Annotated in this window: 13 protein-coding genes and 1 pseudogene; 7 read left to right on the forward strand and 7 right to left on the reverse strand. The window is 33.8% G+C overall.

Going from position 1 to position 19,719, the window contains the following annotated elements; genetic code table 11:
- Window positions 1-95: 95 nt before the first annotated feature.
- Both OOL01_RS07120 and OOL01_RS07125 read left to right on the forward strand, forming a co-directional pair.
- Window positions 96-803 (forward strand): uroporphyrinogen-III synthase, encoded by a 708-nt coding sequence (locus OOL01_RS07120; RefSeq protein ID WP_064085243.1) that lies wholly within the window; start codon window positions 96-98, stop codon window positions 801-803.
- Window positions 803-1,585 (forward strand): exodeoxyribonuclease III, encoded by a 783-nt coding sequence (locus tag OOL01_RS07125; RefSeq protein WP_017532452.1) that lies wholly within the window; start codon window positions 803-805, stop codon window positions 1,583-1,585. Before OOL01_RS07120 ends, OOL01_RS07125 begins: the two co-directional genes overlap by 1 nt.
- An 8-nt stretch (window positions 1,586-1,593) precedes the next feature.
- Here OOL01_RS07125 and OOL01_RS07130 read toward each other — a convergent pair whose 3' ends face one another.
- From OOL01_RS07130 to OOL01_RS07155, 6 genes and pseudogenes are all read right to left on the reverse strand, one after another.
- Entirely contained in the window at window positions 1,594-2,484 is an 891-nt protein-coding gene (locus OOL01_RS07130; RefSeq protein ID WP_406718772.1) for a hypothetical protein, read from the reverse strand.
- Window positions 2,485-3,451: 967 nt separating this feature from the next.
- Window positions 3,452-5,980 carry a DNA polymerase I gene (polA, locus tag OOL01_RS07135; RefSeq protein WP_264686680.1) on the reverse strand — a complete coding sequence of 843 codons (2,529 nt, stop codon included), beginning with the start codon at window positions 5,978-5,980 and terminating at the stop codon, window positions 3,452-3,454.
- A gap of 111 nt (window positions 5,981-6,091) precedes the next feature.
- A complete protein-coding gene (gatA, locus tag OOL01_RS07140) occupies window positions 6,092-7,558 on the reverse strand; it encodes an Asp-tRNA(Asn)/Glu-tRNA(Gln) amidotransferase subunit GatA (RefSeq protein ID WP_064085246.1) in 1,467 nt (488 codons plus the stop codon).
- Between the two features lie 186 nt (window positions 7,559-7,744).
- Entirely contained in the window at window positions 7,745-10,117 is a 2,373-nt protein-coding gene (gene gyrB, locus OOL01_RS07145; RefSeq protein WP_264686681.1) for a DNA topoisomerase (ATP-hydrolyzing) subunit B, read from the reverse strand.
- 221 nt (window positions 10,118-10,338) lie between these two features.
- Window positions 10,339-11,571, reverse strand: coding sequence for a hypothetical protein (locus OOL01_RS07150; RefSeq protein WP_264686682.1), 1,233 nt, complete (start codon window positions 11,569-11,571; stop codon window positions 10,339-10,341).
- A gap of 450 nt (window positions 11,572-12,021) precedes the next feature.
- Window positions 12,022-12,792 (reverse strand): annotated as a pseudogene (locus OOL01_RS07155) (ankyrin repeat domain-containing protein); the annotation flags it as partial.
- A 218-nt stretch (window positions 12,793-13,010) separates the two neighbouring features.
- Here OOL01_RS07155 and OOL01_RS07160 point away from each other — a divergent pair.
- From OOL01_RS07160 to plsY, 5 genes are read left to right on the forward strand one after another with little or no spacing between them, the layout of a single operon-like run.
- Complete coding sequence (locus OOL01_RS07160) at window positions 13,011-13,694, forward strand: phosphatidylserine decarboxylase (RefSeq protein ID WP_264686684.1); 684 nt, start codon at window positions 13,011-13,013, stop codon at window positions 13,692-13,694.
- Window positions 13,691-14,461, forward strand: a complete 771-nt coding sequence (locus OOL01_RS07165) for a CDP-alcohol phosphatidyltransferase family protein (RefSeq protein WP_019236894.1) — start codon at window positions 13,691-13,693, stop codon at window positions 14,459-14,461. Before OOL01_RS07160 ends, OOL01_RS07165 begins: the two co-directional genes overlap by 4 nt.
- 22 nt (window positions 14,462-14,483) lie before the next feature.
- Window positions 14,484-15,818 carry an alanine/glycine:cation symporter family protein gene (locus OOL01_RS07170; RefSeq protein ID WP_264686685.1) on the forward strand — a complete coding sequence of 445 codons (1,335 nt, stop codon included), beginning with the start codon at window positions 14,484-14,486 and terminating at the stop codon, window positions 15,816-15,818.
- 2 nt (window positions 15,819-15,820) lie between these two features.
- On the forward strand, window positions 15,821-17,287 hold the full coding sequence (locus tag OOL01_RS07175) for an alanine/glycine:cation symporter family protein (RefSeq protein ID WP_052264702.1): 1,467 nt from the start codon (window positions 15,821-15,823) through the stop codon (window positions 17,285-17,287).
- 12 nt (window positions 17,288-17,299) lie between these two features.
- Window positions 17,300-17,875 carry a glycerol-3-phosphate 1-O-acyltransferase PlsY gene (gene plsY / locus OOL01_RS07180; RefSeq protein WP_052264701.1) on the forward strand — a complete coding sequence of 192 codons (576 nt, stop codon included), beginning with the start codon at window positions 17,300-17,302 and terminating at the stop codon, window positions 17,873-17,875.
- Here the strand turns inward: plsY and OOL01_RS07185 are convergent.
- Complete coding sequence (locus OOL01_RS07185; RefSeq protein WP_264686687.1) at window positions 17,870-19,681, reverse strand: hypothetical protein; 1,812 nt, start codon at window positions 19,679-19,681, stop codon at window positions 17,870-17,872. The two genes, plsY and OOL01_RS07185, sit on opposite strands and share 6 nt — an antisense overlap.
- Window positions 19,682-19,719: the final 38 nt, after the last annotated feature.

The raw sequence follows: 19,719 nt of genomic DNA on the forward strand, positions 1-19,719 counted from the left end.
TTTTCTAGGTTATGCAAGAAACTTGAAAAATAAAATTTTTATTCAATAATTTGTGTATAAGGGATATCATTTTACTGCTAGCGAAATAAACCAGAATGAAGTCTATTTTATTGACAAGGCCTTTATTAGATTCGTTGAGCACAAGAAGCACGCTAAAAAAATATGGATACAAAGTTTTTATAGAGCCAGTATTCACAATAAAGTACTTAAATCCTGATATATCCGCGCACGAATTTGATGTTGTGATATCTACAAGTAAAAACAGTGTAAAGGCTTTCAGTCAAATATGCAAAGAGGATAACTTTTCGATTATTACAGTTGGTAATTCAACTATGCAGGCTGCAAAAAATTTGGGATTTTCCGATATAATCTCAGCAGACAGCAACGTTGATGGTCTGATATCATTCATAAAATCTCATTATTCAAATGCAATAAAGTTCTTATATATAAGGGGACAAGAAGTATCATGTGACCTAAAAAAAAGATTATCTGAAGAAGGTTTTAACGTAAGAGAAGTTGTACTCTATAAAACAATTACTAAAAGGAGTCTAACTAATAGGTGTAAAAATTTACTATTGGACGGTAAAATTGATAGCGTTGCTTTTTTTTCCTCACAAACTGCAAGGGTATTTTGTTCATTAGTTCTAAAAAGTGGGCTATCTCCTGTAATGAATAATACAGTTGCATATACCATGAGTAAAAACATTGCTGATAGTTTAAAGTTAATCAAGTGGAAAAAAATTATAACATCGAGGTTGCCTACAGGGGAGAGTTTAATTGATATAATTAATAAGGATTGTTGATGCTAAAGATTGCAACTTGGAATGTAAACTCCATACGTAAAAGAATTAACCAACTTTGTAGTTTTATAGTTGATAGTCAGATAGATATAGTTTTGCTGCAAGAGATAAAATGTACAGAAGAGCAATTTCCTTATGCAGAGATAGAAGAATTAGGATATGAATATGCTGTCTATGGACAGGTTGCAAGAAATGGTGTTTGTGTTTTATCTAAATATCCAATACTGGAGAAGTTTAAAATTGATATTGTAGAGAGTCATCAAGAAGCACGTTATATAGAGTGTGTGATAAAACACACCAATAATAAGGTAAGGGTAGGAAGTGTATACGTTCCAAACGGTCAAAGCCCAGACTCTCATACTTTTGAGTATAAACTCAAGTTTTTTGATAACCTATATGAAAGGATGGGCACTTTGTTGAAAAATGAAGAGTTAACTATTATAGCTGGCGATTATAATGTTGCACTGGATGAAATTGATGTTTTTGATTCAAATTTATTAAATGGCCAAGTGTGCTTTCATATAAAAGAGCGTGAGAAATTAAGAGCGATCTTGAATCTTGGTTTTAAAGATGCATTTAGAATATCTCACCTCAACTTACAACAATTCACTTGGTGGCATTATCAAGGTAATTCACTCAGAAACAATCAAGGAATGCGAATAGATCATATGCTGCTATCGCCACAAGCTGCAGATAAATTGGAAACATGTTACATAGATGATAGGTTGCGTAAACTAGAAAACCCATCTGATCATACTCCTGTTGTATGTGTTATAAAACAATAAAAGACCTCTTACATATTTGGTAAATCTGTTTGCTGTCCTGTACTTTTAGCTGGCTGATCTAAAGTAGGTTGTTTAAGGGTAGCAGGTGTTTCTTTTCGTGGACTGCAAACTCGCTCAGAAGTAAAATGCTGTTTATTCTCTCCGTCTCCCTGAGAAATTTGTTCAGTAATCTCTTTGATTTCGGTTTTTAAAATATCATCAATGCCATTGCGAATTTTTTCATTCAATTTTTCTCTCTTTTCTGTATCATCTTTATCTGGTGAGCTAGGGTCATATAAAGTACCTGGCCTATTATTTGAAAAAAGAACTTCAATTCCTCCCTTTACAGCAAATATTGTACCAATAACAGCAGCAATTATCGCAAGTGTAGTAGGACCAAAAATTAATATTGAAGCAATGGAAAAAAGAATAGGAAGAAAAACTTTACGTAAGAACTTTGTTACCATCTCTTCATCACTAAGTAGTGGTTCATCATCCTCTTTTTTACCACCGCCTAAGAATGGTATTTTCTCTTTTAGCCCACTCATACAAGAATCAGAAATATTTTTCGGGTCTATTTTTATTCCCAATGGTAACCCAACAAGTTTTATTAGTGAATCCTTAGCTTCTGTACCACGTATATCAGCTACACAATCATCTACTTTCTTTATTTCAACATTCTTGACATTCTCTTTGTTCGCTAATTTTTTCTCTCTAACTTCTTTAAATACAGAAAGTAAAAACTGACAAAAATTCTCTTCACTGAGTGGTCTTATTTTTTCCGGATTGACATTATTAAGTAGTATGTCCTTATAAACTGATATGAAAGCATTAGTTATTCCTTGATTCTCTTTGGCCTTATCTTGTAGCACTTTCACAAAGTCATCATAAATTACCCTATGTTCCTCCTTGAGGACCATCTCATTTTTCTCCACCGCCTGAACAGGTGGCTTCGAAGGTTCCTGATTCTTTGATTGTGAAATTGGTATTCCTGTCATAACTGATCTATCCGTACTAACCTATGCTTTAATTATAGCATATTTTTCGCATTAATTCAAATTTCTTAGAACCTGTCTTGAAAGGGAAAAAAGAAAAGAATAAAGCAAGAAATAGAAAAGTAACAAATGATAAGGGAATGTAAAAAATTGCTTCCATATATTTTAAATCTGATTATAATTACAGTTAGAGATATTTTGAGAGCTCAAAAACTTATCTTTGTCTGCAGACTTTTTCTACTAAACAATCAAATTAATTAAAAAATGTAGTGTATCTTCTTCAGTGTATACACGTATACTTAATCTCTGTCGTATGTGCGCTGCACTTTTTTCTAATCTTTTTTACACAGGGGGATTTTATGTTCAGAATTCCAGATACTTGACCTTTATTTTAGCTAAAAACCAATAGGCGCCTATTGTTTAACGCTAATTAAAATAAAAATTTTTCTAATATATAGAAGAATTACAAAATCACTGTTTACTGAAAACGGGGCAAGAAAGCTGCTAATGTCACAGAATTTTAGGTAAATGTTGTTTGCTTGACGTATGAGTGTACTCTCCTTACTTCAAGAACTCTTTAATATGACTACTATTATAATTACGAAATTAACCACTCAAGGCATCCGTTCAGGGGTGTGGCAAAATAAGGTAAAAGTGAATTTACAACAATAAGGTGTCATTCCAGTGCTTGACACTGGAATCCAGCCTTTTGTAGTCTCATTGAAAGCGTTGCTTTTAATATCTATGATTAGGTTGCTTGTGAGCAATTTGGATCCCAGTGTCAAGCACTGGGATGACATTACTTTTGCTTCAATATTTACACATTAGCCATGCATCTGAACAGATACTACTTAAGTCCTTTCAAGACAGGTTCTTAGGGTCTACGGTATAATTAAGAAAAGCCCCAGTTGTCGCTAATTTTTATTTCTACTTCAAGTGGTATAGAAATTTCTACTGCATTTTCCATTATATCTTTCATAAGTTTTGCTGTTTCTTGCACTCTGCTCTCTTCCACTTCTACAAGTAATTCATCATGAACCTGGAGGATTATTTTACCTGACTTTAACTGATCAAAAAGCCGAATCATCGCGCGTTTTATTATATCAGCGGCAGTTCCCTGCAGTGGTGCATTTATTGCTGCCCTTTCTGCAAATTGTCTTAGATAAGGAATTTTATTGTTGATGTCTCTTACAAAACATCTTCTACCAAACAAAGTCTCTACATAACCATGATTTCTCGCGATAGATACTGCTTTTTCCATATAGACCTTTATTTCTGGGTAACAAGAAAAATAGTAATTAATGTATTCAGCAGCCTCTTGAAAGGTAATGCCAAGTCGCTTTGCAAGGCCAAATGGACTAATGCCATATATAATGCCAAAATTAATGGTTTTTGCTTTGCGTCTTAATTGCTCATCTATTTCTTGCACTCCAAAAACTTGTCTTGCAGTGATATCATGAATATCTTGCCTGTTTGCAAAAGCTTCTTTAAATGCGGTAACATTTGCAACGTGTGCCAGGATTTTTAATTCTATTTGTGAATAGTCAGCAGAAATTATCTTGCAACCTTTTGGCACAATAAAGGCTTGCCTGATAAGACTACCTTCTTCGCTTCTGATAGGAATATTTTGTAAATTAGGATTGCTAGAGCTCAGCCTTCCAGTTGCAGTCACAGTGATTGAAAAGCTTGTATGTATTCTACCATCAAGCGGATCAACCTGTTTTATTAACGCGTCAGTATAGGTACCCTTTAATTTACTTGAATGTCGCCAACTTAAAATTTTACCTGCGATTTCTGTCCCCTCCTCTTCAAGTGCCTCTAGAACTTCAGAGTTTGTGCTATAAGACCCAGATTTTGACTTTTTCTTTTTACTTAGCTCCATTTTATTAAACAAAACATCACTTAATTGTTTTGGCGATGCAATGTTGAATTTTTCTCCTGCTAAATTATGTATATCGTTTTCAAGTACAGCAATTAGCTGCTCAAACTTATCAGACAATTCCTGTAGTTTTTGAATATTGAGCAGTATTCCATTTTGCTCCATATCAAATATTACTTTCATGAGAGGTCTATCAAAGCGCTCGTAAATCGTAAAAAGTTTTTCCTGAAATAATCTTTGTGTCAGTTTCTCATGGATCGCTATTAAAATTTTTGCCGAGAAAGTTTCTACATTTTTACTTAAATTGTGTGCAATTATGTTTGGAATGCTGTGATCATGCTTACCTGTGTCAAGGCTGTATGACATGATCATCAGGTCATAAATTGAGTCTAGCACTCTCTCTATTGTAGGAAATATTTCTCTGATCTTTCTAATATCATGTACTATTTTAAGCACCCCATTTGAAAATAAAGTTGAATTTATTATAGTAAGTGCATCTTGTAGGCAGCTTTGATCTATGTAGAAAATATTATCTTCACTGCAAGATAAGGAGATTTTGTTCAATCTATTGTTTTCAAAGTGGCAATGAATTGCAATTTTACCTTCATATCTGCAATGCTCCAAAAATTTTTCTAATTCTTCACTACTATATTCTATTTTCTCTTTTGTGCTAGATCCACTATAAGAAAAGAGCTTTTCTACTTTTCCTATCAATGAATTAAATTCATATTTCTTCAAAAAGGATAACAATTTTTCCATATTTGGAGGATGGACTTCATATTTTACAATATCATGTTGAAGATCTACTTTTTTGCATAGTGACAAAAGTTCTCTTGAAATTAGTGCTTTTTCCTTATGCTCAGTAAGAATATTACGAACTCTTGTTTGCTCAATGTTATTGATGTTTTCTATAATGTTATCCAACGAATCAAATTTATCCAGCAATTTAGCTGCAGTTTTTGGGCCTATTCCTGGAACGCCTGAAATGTTATCAGATGCATCTCCAGTTAGAGAAAATAAATCAAGAAGCTTATTTGAATTTACACCAAATTTTTCTATCACTTGTTTTTCATCTACGTATATATTTTTGATAGGATCAAATATTAGAATGTTGTAATTCAAAAGTTGAAATAAGTCTTTATCTGATGAGACTACTACTACTTTAAAGTCTTCGTGGTTGGCATATTTTGCAGCTAGTGTTGCAATTATGTCATCTGCTTCATAGCCTTCAATCTCTTCATAGCTGAAGTTAAAAGCTTCTACCGCTTCTCTCAGTATTGTAAATTGTGGAATTAGATCCTCAGGAGGTGTTACTCTGTTTGCTTTGTACTCAGAATATAAACTGTGCCTGAAATTTTTTTTGCCAGAATCAAGTGCTATAGTTAAGTAGTCCGAATGGGAAATATACTTCAGAACCATATTAAGAAAACCGTACACAGCACCTACTGGAATACCAGCTGTGGTAGTCAAATGATGCAAAACGTAATAAGCTCTGAAAAGAAAACCATAACCATCAATGATTGTGAAAGTTTTTTCTTTCATTGTAGATATTTATGTGTGCCTTTGATGGTCTGTTATTTAGCTATAAAAATCAAGCTCTTGTTTCCTATAGCCAAAATAATCATAATGCTATAGTTACTATAAGAAAACATATTACGTAAGGGAATTAACTATTCTGCCACAATTTTGCTCTATCACACTTGCCATATTTAATATTCCAGCTTCATCGTAATAATTTCCAATTACTTGCAAAGCAAGTGGTAAGCCTTCATTGGAAAGTCCAACAGGAACAGAAATAGCAGGTAACCCCGCTAAGCTTGCCGGCACGGTAAACACATCATTGATGCACATAATTAGCGGGTCTGGCTTTTCATTTAAGCCAAAAGCTTCTGTTGGAGCAGATGGCACAAGTATGTAATCTATTTTTTCAAACGCTTTTATAAAATCATTTCTAATTAATGCCCTAATGCACTGTGCTTTTTCATAATACTCATTGTAATGACCTGAAGAAAGCGCATAAGCACCAATTAAAATTCTCCTTTTCACTTCTTTACCAAAACCTTCTGCTCTTGTTAGCGAATACATTTCTTCAAGGGTATCAGCATCAACCCTGAATCCGTAACGTACACCATCATAGCGAGCAAGGTTAGATGAAGTTTCAGCAGAACAAATTAGATAGTAAACCGGTATCGCATATTTAGTATGAGGCAGAGTAATGTCAACAACTTCAGCACCGTTTTCTTTTAAATAGGAAGCAATTTTTTCCCAATTATGAACTATTTCATCTGAAATTCCATCCATCTTATACTCTTTTGGTATACCAATGCGCTTACCCTTAATATCACCATTTATAAAACTGGAAAATTTAGGCACTGTCCTTTTGCTCGATGTTGAATCTTTTTCATCATAGCCACAAATTATTTCAAGCATTAATGCTGAATCAGAAACGGAACGAGTAATTACTCCTGCTTGATCGAGAGAACTTGCAAACGCAATCATACCAAAACGCGAACACCTTCCATAAGTTGGCTTTATTCCAACAACTCCACAATAAGCTGCTGGTTGGCGTACAGAACCACCAGTATCACTTCCTAGTGCTCCAGCACATAAAAACCCAGCAACTGATGCTGCAGATCCACCAGATGATCCACCAGGAACAACTTTTTCTCCGTCACTTTTTCTAATCCATACATTTTTAACAGGACCAAAATAGCTATTTGTGTTCGCAGAACCCATAGCAAACTCATCCATGTTAAGTTTACCAAGCATGGCTGCTCCATTTTTTAAAAGCAAGTTAGATACCGTAGATTCATAAGTCGGGATGAAATTTTCCAGCATTTTTGAGCATGCTGTTGTTTTTATTCCTTTTGTACAGAATAAATCTTTAACACCAACTGGTATGCCCATAAGTGGTGAAATATTATCTTTTTGTTTCAAGAAGTATTCATCTGCTATTTTAGCAGCTTTTATCGCGATTTCTGGGGTTTTTGTTACAAATGCATTTAGTTGCTCATTTTCAACTGCATTAACATGCGTCTCTACAAGCTCAACAGCAGAAAAATCCCCCCGCCTAAGTCCATCATGCATCTCTGTAATAGTGAGCCTTCTCAATTCATTCATTAATATTCAATTTTAGCGAGGCATTAATTATAACAACAATAGGACAGAAAATCTATATATTTATGATCGAAAACGGGAATACAACCGAGATCAATTCAGATTTCTGAAATGGATTGGTTAGTAGTACGTTTTAAATAGCCGGTTTGGCACACAATGCTAAGCCATAAGGGTTTAGCGTTTCTAAAATCAAATATCAACATCATGCACGTTAAGTGCATTGTTATTTATAAAGTCACGACGTGGTTCAACTATATCACCCATTAGCACCGAGAATATGCTATCTGCTTCTTCACAATCTTTTATTTCAACTTTTAGCAGAGTTCTAGTTTCTGGATTGAGTGTAGTTTCCCAAAGCTGATCAGCATTCATTTCACCAAGGCCTTTAAATCTCTGCAGAGTTAAACCTTTTTTACCATAATCCATCACTATTTTTGCGAGTGCACTTGGAGACTTTATTTTTATTTCAGTTTCTTGTGACTGTAAAAATGAATCACCATTAAATAAGTCAATTATGTTATCAAGAGAACTCAATATATTCCGTATTTCTTTACTTTCAAGCATACTAAGCGAGAATACATATTTGTCTGCTAACCCTTGAAACAATTTAGCAATGTGAATTTCCTCATCTTTTACTTCTACTTCCCAATTATATTCACTATACATCAATTTTAAATATTTTAATATCTCATCAGCAGACAATAGAGCATTCTTTTTGCTTAAAATTAGCAATGATTCTAAGAGATCTTTTGGTATTTCCCTATCATAATTTTTGCTAATGTTTGAAATACTGAGGCACTTATTCAAAACGAAACGCAAATCTTTGCCTACACCATTTAATGTTAATCTTTTAATCGCTGAATTTACTATATACTCTTCAAAAGTTTCATCATCTTTGATATAAGTATCTTTAGCATTTTTTGTAACTTTATAGAGCGGTGGCTGCGCTATGTATAAATATCCTTTTTCAATTACTTCACGCATATGTCTAAAAAAGAAAGTTAGAATCAAAGTTCTTATATGCGAGCCATCAACATCTGCGTCTGTCATAATGATAATTTTATGATACCTAGTTTTTTCAATATCGAAGTGCTCACTCCCTATTCCAGCCCCAATTGCCGTGATCAGAGAGCCAATTTCTGCAGATGAAAAAATACGATCCAGCCCTGCACGTTCTACGTTTAGAATTTTCCCTCTTAAAGCAAGTACCGCCTGTGTTTTACGATTACGTCCCTGCTTTGCAGTACCACCTGCGGAATTACCCTCTACTATAAACAATTCCGATAACTCAGGAACTTTTTCCTGACAATCGGCAAGCTTTCCAGGTAGAGTTGCAATATTAATATTGTTTTTATTTTTAACTAACTCTCGTGCTTTTCTTGCTGCTTCTCTTCCTTTTGCTGACCTAATCGCTCTTTCTACTATACTTGCTGCTAACTTGGGGTCAGTTTCAAGTATTGTACTCAACTTGTCAAAAACTATGCTCTCTACAACTGCCCGCGCTTCAGAACTGACCAATTTATCTTTTGTCTGTGAAGAAAATTTAGGATCAGGCATCTTGAGAGATAAAACACAAGTTAAGCCTTCTCTAACATCTTCTCCAGTCAAATTCACTTTTGCCTTCTTCAAAAAACCTTCATTGTTTGCATAGTTATTGATACATCTGGTTAGTGCAGATCTAAACCCTGCCAAATGCGTACCACCATCCCGTTGTCTTATATTATTTGTGAAGCATAGCATATTCTCATAGTAGGAATCATTCCACTCCATTGATATTTCTACACTGGTACCTAGATCTTTTACATCATCTCTAATGCTGGCAATTTTAGTAACATGTGTCTTATTCTTGTCTAAGTACCGTACAAAATTAGCTGTACCAAAATTATCTTCAGACTCTTTACTATCGTTAAAATGAGACTTTACATGTGGTTTATTACGGAGATCACACAAAATGATCTCAATATTTGAGTTTAAAAATGCCAATTCTCTGATGCGACTCTCAAGAGTGGAGTAACTAAAATCAATACTACTAAAAGTCCCCGTTGATGGCATAAACGTTACTCTAGTTCCTCTTTTATTTGTGTTTTCATTAATTACCTTTAAAGATTCAACAGACTCACCATCTTCAAAGCGTATGAAATATTCCTTCTTATTGCGCCAGATGGTTAATTCCAGCCAACTCGATAACGCATTAACAACTGAAATTCCAACACCATGTAATCCTCCAGAAACCTTATAGGTATTGCTGTCAAATTTACCTCCTGCATGCAATTGGGTCATTATTACTTCTGCTGCTGATATTCCTTCCTCTGCATGAATATCAGTTGGAATGCCACGACCATTATCGGTTACAGATACTGAGCCATCTTCATTTATGCTAACTTCAATCTTACTACAATAACCAGCTAAAGACTCATCTATCGCATTGTCAACAACCTCGTACACCATATGGTGCAGACCAGATCCATCATCAGTATCACCAATGTACATACCTGGACGCTTTCTTACAGCATCAAGACCTCTTAGGATTTTTATTGCGTCAGCGTTGTAGTTACTTTCCATGGAATTGCTTTATTTATAAATATTAATTAATATTACATTTGTATGTGCTGATTAGCAACATCTTTAAGTTGAAAGAAGGATCCTTGACATGTAGATAAAATATAATACATCACCTACACGAAGTGGTTTTACATGTTATTTCAATACATAAACTTAAGTTCAAATAATCATACAAAACTCTGCTTCATATTTCAAGATAAATGGCTACAATCAAATACAATTTACCTTTTCCTTCCACTTAGATTTTCCAATTTAACATAGGATAAGTTGCTCATACACTCTTCTAATATTTCATTCTTTTTATCATTGTTTAATCTATTGCTGAACTCTTGACACCTTCTCTCAAGAGCTGAATGCGTAGTCATAATATACCTTACTGTTTCAGATGATAACTCTGGTAACTCGCTACGGATCCTTTCTTGTTCTGTTCCAGAGAAATTGGTGAAATTGGCTCTGGCCATTTCAGGGAATTTTTGTGTGATCGTTTCTTTTATCATTTCTCTAGCCTCTTCTCCATCGAGTGTAATAACCACTGATGGATGTAAGCCAGATAAAGACTCAAATAATTTATTGTATGTTCCACCTGCACAACTTTGACCTTGATTACCGTAAGTTGTTGCAGCGTCTACAAGACCTTTTACAAACATATCCTTTCTATTTTTTATGCCTGCATCACTCAAAGGAATTCTTTGATTCTCTGTTCCTGTATTTCTATCATTGCAGGCTTTCCAACATAAAATAGCTGCTTGCTTTAGTGTTAACTTACTATGATTGTCTTTAAAATTATCTCCTGTTCTATTGATAAATCTTAAGCACTCAAGTGCATGAGATTTATCGCCTTCTGTAAACTCACTTAACTGTTTGATGTACTCTTCAATGTCGGTTGTGTTGCCTCTATTTAGCTGTACATAGAATTCATCTTTGCTTAAATTCTCTTTATACTTTTCTATGAGTCTATCAACACTCAAGTTTATACTAGCAACTGCACTTGGGTCATGAGTAGTTTGTGCCATAAAAGGAATGGCTGCTAAATCTTGAAAGAAAATAGGCCTTTCTTCCTCTGGAATTTGTTGTATTAAATCGTTAAACTGCTGTATTTCTTCAATGAGTGATTTGTTTAGCAACCATAAGCACAATATAGGCAGTACCAAAAGCACACAGGAATTAATAATGTGTATAATTAAAAAAATGCTTAATGTTATTCTAATAACATTTTTTGGCCACGCTGATAATCTTTTTTCATTTTCCCTTGGTTTGAAAAAATAATTTACTAATGATAAATACAAAGAGAGCTGTACAAGAAGAAAAAATGAAGGAATCATACTTACTAATAAAACTATATTAATGAATCTTTTAATTTTATTAGTGTTGTTGTAAGCATTTTGCACTCTTTCTATTAAAGCCTGTACTCTATTTCTATTTTGCTGTTGATTATTATTTTGACCTGCAAACATACCCTATTCTAACATTAATATATCATACTATAGAAAGAATGTAAATAAAGCAAGAAACTTATCAACTACCTGTAAAAAGCTTTATTTTTGCTTGATAGGAGGTTCTATCTTTGTACTTTCCACATTATTGAGAGTACTGCCTGTTTTTTGTGCAGCAATTTCTTGAATACCTTTCACAACAAAATACACTACTAGTGCTAAACCAAGAGTTATAATAGTTAGCGTAACTAATGCCGCTAACTGAACTTTTATCTCTAAACTTGTTTTTGCTTTATTCTCTCTTAGGAATCGAGCCATGTCTTGATCGTTTTCCCGCATCTCAATATCTAAAGGAGTAAGCCCCTTTCCATTTTTTATATTAACGTTTGCTCCTTGCTCTAAAAGAAGCCTCGTTTTTTCTATATTACCTTCTTTTACTGTACGAAATAGACGACTTTCACCCTCTATCTTCTCAATGTCTGCTCCATATGATCTAAGTACTTCAATGGCCTCTTCATTTCCACTATTGAGTGCAATATCCAAGGCATCCATTCCAGCTTTATTTTTGTGGTTGATAAAATTCTTCAACCGATCTCTACCAAAGCTTTCTATATATTGTTTAATGATGAGTTCCACTACTTTTCCAGGACAATTATTAGCAGAAGGAAAAAGTATTGTGTTGTTATTATTATCTTTTTTCGTTATGTCTGCTTTGAGTTTATTTATCAAATACTCGATAACTTCTACTCTGCTATCATCCTTTGCTTCAGTGCATTGTCTAATAGCTAAAAATAAAGCTGTCCGCCCATTATTATCAATATCTTCAATATCCTGTCCCTTATCAACTAAGGCTTGTATTACACTTTTATTCCCATATAAAGCAGCAAGGTGAAAAGGTGTATGTCCTTCAGTGCTTTCCCTTTCATTAATTAACGCACCATTGCTAGCTAGCAATTCTATAAACTCTGGCGTGTTTGCAAAAATTGCAAGGTGCATTGGTGTTAAGTCATCTTTGCCATGATTTCCAGTTTTTGCGTTAACGTTTGCTCCGTTATTTATCAGCAATTTCGCTATTTCAAACTGCTTATACCCGATAGCAATATGTAGTGGTGTACGATTACGTTCATAATTATCATTGACATTTGCACCAAACTTTATTAGCAGCTCTGTAGCTTCAATATCACCCATCCGAATTGCAGAGTATAAGGAAGGAGATTCATCTTTTTCTATTTCCCCTGTCATACGAAATTACGAACATAATAATTCATACATTATTAAGAATTATTGTTAATTTTTTATTAAAATAATATTAACAACAGCTAAAAATCTTTAATTTTTATTAAAGATTTAATATCCATCAATGCTTATATAAGCATTCCAAAAGTGAAGAAGTGAAAAAAAGCTTTTCATGAGAAATTATAAATGATAAATTGTTAATAATGAATTATCGAGAATAAATTATGTGCTTTGGTTTACCTAACATAAACAGAGAAGGTTATTTATTTATAGTTGTTTCCTTTATCGTAACATGTATAGCATTCTCTATATCTTGGGGAGCTGGAATTACTTGCTTATTTCCAACGTTATTATGTACCTATTTTTTTCGTGATCCAGCAAGAGCTGTACCAAGCAATAAGGATTTTATATTAAGCCCCGCTGATGGTGTGATTTCAAAGATAGAAGAAGTTAGTTACTCTTTATCAGAAGAGAATGAAGAAGAAAAGAAATTTACACTTGTCAGCATATTTCTAAGCGTTTTGAATGTCCATGTGAATCGTATACCAATATCTGGTACGATAAAGGAAATGAACTATAAAAAAGGCAAGTTTGTTTCTGCAATGAGTAATAGATCCAGTAATGAAAATGAAAAGCAGATTATTGTGATTGAATATGAAAAGGGAAAAGAAATCATTGTGGAACAAATAGCTGGATTTATCGCACGCCGCATTGTTTGTAATTTAAGAGCGTCTCAGAATGTAAAAGCAGGTGAAAGGTTTGGAATTATAAGATTTGGCAGTAGAGTAAATATTTATATCCCTGCTGGAATAGAGGTAAGAGTCTCAGAAGGCCAAACTGTTATTGGTGGTGAGACAGTTATAGCAGATTTAAATAAACAAGAGAAGCTTACCTTTGACATTGTATGAATAACGATGAAAGTAACGGTAAATCCTTACCTATTACCAAGTTATTTCCAAATTTTATAACTTTACTGGGTTTATGTGCTGGCCTTACTTCACTTAAATTCACATTTAATGAACAATGGGAATTTTCAGCAATTTTTATTATCATTGCAGCAATAATAGATGGAATGGATGGCAGGATAGCCAGAATTTTAAAATCAACTAGCGATTTTGGAGCACAACTCGATTCTTTTGCAGATTTTCTAAATTTTGGTTCAGCACCTGCTTTTCTTTTATATTTTTGGAAGTTAAATGAAATTAAAGTTGTAGGATGGATTTTAGTAATGATATATGTAATCTGCATATCAATAAGACTTGCCAGATTCAATGTTTCGTTACATTCAGAACAATTATACTGGAAAAAATTTTTCTTTTCCGGCGTTCCAGCTCCTGTATGCGCTTTACTTGCTCTGTTACCAATAATTATTACCTTTCAATCTCATGAGAGTGAATACTTACTTCTTATAGAGCAATTTTTTAACGTAAAGAATACAGCTTGTTACTTTTTGGCCATTTCATTTTTTTCGATAAGTCATATTCCAACTTTCTCTGCAAAGTACATTTATGTTCCTAGAAGCCTATCCTATATATTTGTGTCGTTTTTTGGAATATTGATCATACTGTTTATAAGCAAGCCCTGGATAACACTACCAATTTTAGGCGCATTGTATATACTTACTATTCCAATAAGCACTGGACTTTATATATACTACACATATAAAACTCATTAGATATATAAAAGTAGTGAGCAGCATGATTGTAAAAGCAACTGATCTATTAAACTCTTTTTTATATATAAAGATATTCAACATACCATTTATAATTATTTGGGTAATTGCAACTGGGGTTTTTTGTACGATTCGATTCAAATTCATTAACTTTAGGTTGTTCAAATATGGGATACAAACACTATTCAACCTAGAGAGCCATAATAATAACGGCATAATCACCCACATTCAGGCATTTGCAACGGTAATTTCAGGAACAGTTGGTCTTGGAACAATATCAGGAGTTGCAATAGCTATTACAATAGGGGGGCCAAGTGCAGTTTTTTGGATGATAATTACCGGAGTACTTGGCATGTCAATAAAATTTGCTGAAGTAGTGCTTGCATTTACTCATCGCTCTGAAAACACAACTGGTGGGGCTTTTTATTATATGGAACATGGACTTGCAAAGATTGGATTTATGAAGACTGGCAAATTCCTTGCATTTATCTACGCAGTTATGCTGCTTGTTGCAATGATTCTAGGCGGCATACCATTTCAGGCAAATCAAATTGCAGCGTTGTCAAGTAACTTATTTGAATACAACACATCTGTTATTATCTCGCTATTTGTATTAATTGTAATACTGGGAGGAATAAAGCGAATTGCTTTAGTTGCAACAGGTTTAGGGCCGATCATGATAATGTTATATATAGGCATGTGTATATATTTAATCTGTGTAAACGGAAATAATCTACTGAATGCTCTATCTATAATATTTCAAGATATCTTTAACAAATCAGCTATAGGAGGTGGAGTATTGAGTGGATTAATAGCAGGGGTAAGAAGGTCAGTGTTTGCTAATGAAGCAGGTACTGGAACAGCAGCTATAGCACATTCGATTGTAAAAGAGAAAGACCCAGTTAAAGTTGGAAGTGTTGCAATGATTGCACCATTTGTAGACACAATATTAGTCTCATTTTTGACTGGTATTGTGATAATTATCACCGATATGCATAGCACTAATACCGTAGGTGATATTACGTTAGTTAGCTCAGCATTTTCAACAGCCTTGCCTTTATTGAGCAAGCTAGCTCTTCCGCTGATAATGTTTTCCTTTGCATTTTCCACAATAATAGCTTACTATTACTACTGTGAAGTTGCCCTAGTGTACTTATTTGGTAACAAAAAAGTACTAATATTGTTTCAGTTTTTTATAGTGGGTTCAGTGTATATCAGCTGTATATCAAAAAATATAGAATTTATATCTTATTTAGGTGATAGCCTGTTTATGTGCCTTATGATTCCAAATGCTGTTGCAATATATCTACTGAGAAGGGAAGTCTTAAATACAATAGATTCTTATTACAAAAGGTATTAAACATGATTTATAGATTGCTTTGCATGATGTTATTTTGCCTATCGTTTAACGATGTATACGCTGCTTCAGTTTTTCATAAAAGTTATGACACTGCATTAAATGGAGTAAGCAACTTCATGAATGAAGTGTTGTTTTTCAAGATCTTTCACGTACCATTTATAATTCTTTTATTGGCCTTTGGTTATATATTTCTAACACTACGTTTTAGATTTCTCAACATAAGGATGTTTAAGCATGCGTTCGCTATTTTATGTGGAAAATATGACACAGATCATCACGATGGTCACATTACTCATTTTCAGGCATTTGTAACTGCACTTTCAAGTACAGTCGGCCTTGGAACTGTTGCTGGTGTTGCAATTGCAATTTCAATGGGAGGGCCAGGAGCGGTACCTTGGATGATGATCACAGGCTTTTTTGGTATGTCTGCAAAGTTTGCTGAAGTAACTTTAGCATTCAGACACAGAACAGAAGGCCAGGAGCAGTTATTCAGTGGTCCCTTTCAATATATAAGAAATGGACTAGAGGAATTTGGATTTAAGAAGCTTGGTATTGTGATAGCTGCAATATATGCAGTGTTTTTTGTATTGTCAGGTCTTGGTGGAAGTGTAGCATTTCAGACTAATCAAATGGTTTCAATATTATCTGGCTATTCAAGCTGGATAGATAGTCATCCTTGGGTTCTTTCCTTCATAATTTCTACATTACTTGCTCTAGTGATTATCGGTGGAATCAGGAGAATAGCTAGAGTATCTTCTGCACTAGTGCCTATTATGTCACTCATATATATTTTGAGTTGTTTCACGATTATTGCATTCAATATTCACAATTTTAGCAATACATTAAAAATATTGTTTTCCAGTATGATAGACTTCAATGCTGTTGGTGGTGGAGTAGTAGGAGCATTTGTCGCTGGGATTCAAAGGGCAATTTTTGCCAGTGAAGCAGGTGTTGGTTCTGCTGCAATTACTCACGCTGTAGCTAAAGATGAGGAGCCGGTTAGGACTGGTCTAGTTGCTATGATAGAACCATGCTTCGATACAATGTTAATTTGTTGTTTGACAGGAATAACAATAGTAATAACAGGCGCATACCAGACTGGCATTGGCGAGGGAATATTGATCACCCAAAAAGCATTTGAAACAGTTTCTTCTTGGTTTCCTATACTTTTAACCATCGCTGCGCCTTTGTTTGCGTTTTCCTCAGTAATTTCATTTGTATATTGTTGTGAAATGGGATGGCTGTATTTGTTTGGTGTAAAAAGTGTAGTAATATATCGTATAGCGGTGGTGGTAGTTGCATTTTTGTCAGGTTTGTCTAAAGATATAATGGCTATTGCTAATATTGGTGGGGCTTTATTCTCTTGTTTAGCACTCATCAATATGACAGCACTTATACTGTTTAGCAATCAGATTAATGATGAAGTTCAATGCTATCTAAAAAGACTGAGGAATAACAAGATCAACTAGATTTTTAGTATAATGGAGAAATATATAATTCTTATATTATCTTACGTAATCGGTTCAATACCGTTTAGCTTAATTATTGCAAAAATAAATGGTATAAATTTAAGAGAAGTAGGTTCAGGAAACATTGGTGCTACAAATGTTGCAAGAACAGGAAATAAGAGACTTGCTGTCCTCGCATTATTTTTAGACTCTTTGAAAGGATTTGTCGCGGTTTATACAGCACAACAATTTTGTGATAATAACGATTTTTATATATATGTATCTGCAATTTTAGCAGTTCTAGGGCATATGTTTCCTATTTGGCTAAGGTTCAATGGAGGAAAAGGGGTTGCAACAACTTTGGGAGTTTTGATAGCACTTAACATTTCTATAGCATTAGCATTTGTATTTGTCTGGCTAATAGTATTTTTTATCTTTCGGTACTCCTCTCTTGCTTCCTTGGCTGCTACTGCAGCAGCTGTTATAGCATCTTTCTTTTTTCAAAAGGAGTTATTCCTTATACTACTCACTGTAGCGATATTAATTTTCTTGAAGCATTACAAAAATATTGCAAATCTTCTGCAAGGCAGAGAACGTAAGTTTTTATGAGCTATGTCTCATTCCTTCTGCTACATTACTAGCGGATACTCCATGTGAGAGACGACTTGAGACCACTTCTTCTACTTCTTTTATTATTTCTTCCATGTTTTTTCCACTTTTTTTACATGCATCATCAAGTGCTAATTTTAGCTTACGTATATCATACTCTTCTAGCATCTTATTCATTTCTTCTTTCGTTATCTCTAATTTTTTTAGTAAGATGTTCTCCATTATTTCTCTTTCATCACCTTTATATTGTCCATTTAGTCTGTTATATGCAATGCAACACTTCCTTTCTCGTGGCAAGGCTGACAGATTTTGCAATGTAGCATCTATTTGAGCTTCTATAGGGTTAACTTTCCTAGCCTTTTCAGCAGTTTCTGACCTAAATTTCTCTACTTCTTCTTTTATTATTTCGTCAGCTATTCCCTTAGCTTCATTCAAAAATGAATCCTTAAGAGAAAAATCTATCCTAAGTAAATTTTGGTTTAAAAGCTTCAAAAAGACTTTTTCTTTGATATTTTCGAGTTGGTCATCTAAAGCATGCTCCTGCAGTCTATCTCTCATGTGCTGACCCAACACAAAGTGCTCTAATTTATTTAACTTTACAGAGCTGATATTTTTCATTAATGTCAGCACAATTTGTTCACTATACTGAGAAGTAAAACTTAGCAACCTTCTCATTAAAGGAACGCTTACTTCTGCAATAAAATCATCAACTACTTTTTGACTTTTATCATCTTCATAATTATTTTGGGCGTTATGCCAAGCCCTAAGAATTTCTTTACTGTTCTTCTTATTTTTTAGCCTGTCTAACATAAACTTACGTGCTTCATTTTCTGCTTCTGTAAGGAGCATTTGTCTAGGTGGTGTAAATTTAATCTCTGGATCGGAATGAATACCCTCTAATGTACTTAACATTCTGTAGATAACACCAGTAAAACATGTGTTAGGAATTCGTTCTTTTCTAGAGAAAGTTTGACTATCCAGTAAATTTGCAATTAACGCGTCTTTTTTATTTTTTACAGCTTCTCTATCTCCATCATTGCAGGCTCTAAGAACTAACAGAAGAATTTGTCCACCAGTGAAACCAGAGCTATGTTTCTCATTACCTTTGCAAAAATCTTGCAAAAACATTACTAATTTTCCCTTATTCTCATTACTAAATGGTTGACCATCAAGCATATGTAAGTGATTTATATATTCAATAAACTCTTTAAATCCCTCATCATTAATAGTGTCTTCTGGTACTGGATCATATTTGCGTATTAACTTACTAATATTATTACTAATATCGTCATTCAATTGATGGGGCAGTAAATGCTCATAAGTACCATCAAACTTATTTGTCATACTGCGAGTATTTTCTTTTATGCCTTCTAAAAAGAAACTAATAGCAGCTTTGAGTAACGTAAATGGATTAAAATCCTTTGGCCTTAATTCACTTTGTAATAGAATTAAAACCATTGCAAGTGGTATTGTTGCAAGTAACGAAACAAGTAGAAAAGTAATTGTAAAAGTTAGATATGTTACAGAAGCAAAAAATAAAAGGAAAGATGCTATCTTAATTTTATTTTTCTCAAAAAATATTTCCCAATATTCCTTTTTACTTATTTTTTCCTGCTTTGCAGCTTTTATGTCTTTATAAACGTAAAAAGTTTTTATTTCAGATCTAAAAAACAATGTGGCAAAAGATAAAAAGACATTGGCAGGATTAACTAAAATGCTTAAAGAAACAAAAGCTGCGAAGTAACTTGCTGTCTTTAATCTGTAAGAATCCTTTCCAGGAAATTGTATTTGGGAAACACCTATCATAGCCTACTCTCTATAATATTATGATATTGTAGTAATAA

Origin of the sequence: Wolbachia endosymbiont (group B) of Rhopobota naevana (assembly GCF_947250615.1) — a bacterium.
Lineage (GTDB): Bacteria > Pseudomonadota > Alphaproteobacteria > Rickettsiales > Anaplasmataceae > Wolbachia.